Below are 2,345 nucleotides of genomic sequence, written 5' to 3'. Positions count from 1 at the left end.
TCTGCCTTCAGCCATTAATAACAGAAATGTCTCATAATATATCAAATCTCATAAAGTGTTGTGTTTTAGCAGCAGCTTTTGCGTTGCCGGGAGGGGCTTCGGCCCAGCTTATGGCCGATAAGGAAACGTTTACCAGGGCGGACTCGCTGAGAGGAAATCTGACGGATTTAAGGACTTGTTATGATATCAGGTATTATCACCTGGATGTGAAGCTGGATATAGGAAAGAAGTTCATCAGCGGGTCAAATGTATTTGAGTTTACGGCTACACGTGACTTTAATCGTCTGCAGTTTGATCTTTTTGATAACCTGAAAGTTGAAAAGATTGAATATAACGGCACTGAGCTGCAGTTTACAAGGGAGTTTAATGCTGTATTTGTATCCTTTCCGAATACTGTTAAACAGGGGCAGAGGGATCGTTTTAAAGTTTTTTATTCAGGCAAGCCGGTGGAAGCAAAGAATGCACCCTGGGATGGCGGTGTTATGTTTTCTAAAGACGATAGCGGCAAGCCCTGGGTTGCTACCGCTTGTCAGGGGGTAGGAGCGAGTATCTGGTGGCCAAATAAAGACCACCAGTCTGATGAAGTCGACAGCATGCTGATCAGTGTTACAGTACCCGAAGGATTGCAGGATGTGTCGAACGGAAGGCTCCGGAAAGTAAGTCCCGCTGGCAATGGATATACACGCTATGACTGGTTTGTAGCCAACCCGATTAATAATTATTGCGTTTCACTGAATATTGGTGATTATGATCACTGGGGCGAGGCTTTTGATGGGGAGAAAGGTAAACTGGATCTTGATTTCTGGGTTTTGAAAGCTAACCGGAAGAAAGCGGAGAAACAGTTTGCAGCTAACGTTAAGCCTATGCTGAAGGCTTTTGAATATTGGTTCGGGCCATATCCCTTTTATGAAGATGGGTATAAACTTGTAGAAACACCGCATTTAGGAATGGAACACCAGAGTGCTGTTGCATATGGGAATAAATTTCAGAACGGCTACATGGGCCGTGATCTTTCGGGTACGGGATGGGGATTGAAATGGGACTTCATTGTTGTCCATGAAAGCGGGCATGAATGGTTTGGAAACAACATTACATCGAAGGATCTGGCCGATATGTGGATCCACGAAAGCTTTACCAATTACTCGGAATCTCTCTTTATCGAAAGCCTTTACGGGAAGAAAGCAGGCCAGGAGTATGTCCACGGTACCCGCGGAGCTATCCTTAACGACAAGCCGGTTCAGGGTATATATAACGTCAATAAGGAAGGTTCGGGAGATATGTACTATAAGGGCGGCAATCTGCTGAACATGATCCGAACCATCATTAATGATGATACAAAGTGGCGCCATATATTGAGGGGGCTCAACAAGACATTCTACCATCGTACAGTAGATGCAACTGATATCATTTCCTACATCAACGGTCAATCCGGAATAGATCTGAGCAAGGTGTTCGGACAGTATTTGAAGTTTAAGAATATTCCTACCCTGGAAGTGAAATTTGAAAAGGGTAAAACATTTTGCAGGTGGATTGCTGATGTGGATGATTTTGATATGCCGGTAAGGCTCAGGGTAAAGGGCGGTGAGTACCAATTTGTTAAACCATCGACATCATTCGCAGAAATAGCGCTTCCAGGTGCCACAAAAGAAAACTTCGAGGTCGATTCCTTTAATTATTACATCGGATTGCTGCTTGAATAAGCCGCAGGCAGACTCATATCCTGCTTTAAGAAGCGTAGCTGTTAAAGTGGGTGTGATATTCATGAGTTTTTTTGTGGTCTTTCTTCTAAAAGTTTCTTTGCAAACTTCCTAATAACTATTATCTTAGCAACAGATTAAACGACAATCTCTACCCACAATTTCCAAGTTTTCCCGAGCTCAGACAGACCATAGGAAAAGGTATGGTTGCCACCGTGCCTTTTATGATATATTTTCTATACGTTTCCATATTCAATCGGCCTTCAGTCCACAGCGAGTCCACATAGGGGGCAGACAGATGTGGACTCGCTGTGGACTGAAGGCCGGTTCTTGGCACTTTCATTCTCCAAAAATGTAAATTACAGTTACAATACCTTTGGTGAACTTTCGGGGGGACTTGCTATCAGTGAAAAATGAGGGGGGGGACGGGCCGATCTGCTTATTAAGCAAATATACATTTATATGCTGGTCATTGCGGGAGGGAGTGTTTCTTTTTTTTTTGATTTTCGCTAATCTCGCTTCCGGGTGTTTATATGTTGATGGCCGGCGTTTCGGGATGGCTTTGTTTTTATACATTCGTTTTTCTACTTTATGAATAAATTCTTTGAATTTTTCTCCGAAGCATTATATTTGCAATCCAATCAGCAA

At 43.1% G+C, this 2,345-nt stretch carries 1 protein-coding gene; it reads left to right on the top strand.

Going from position 1 to position 2,345, the window contains the following annotated elements:
- The first annotated feature begins 110 nt into the window (after nucleotides 1-110).
- A complete protein-coding gene (locus DDR33_RS05560) occupies nucleotides 111-1,700 on the top strand; it encodes a M1 family metallopeptidase (protein ID WP_238387688.1) in 1,590 nt (529 codons plus the stop codon).
- The last annotated feature ends 645 nt before the right edge of the window (nucleotides 1,701-2,345 follow it).

Source organism: Pararcticibacter amylolyticus, assembly GCF_003130405.1.
In the GTDB taxonomy this organism is placed as follows: domain Bacteria; phylum Bacteroidota; class Bacteroidia; order Sphingobacteriales; family Sphingobacteriaceae; genus Arcticibacter; species Arcticibacter amylolyticus.
This window is presented reverse-complemented; position numbering and strand designations above follow the sequence as displayed.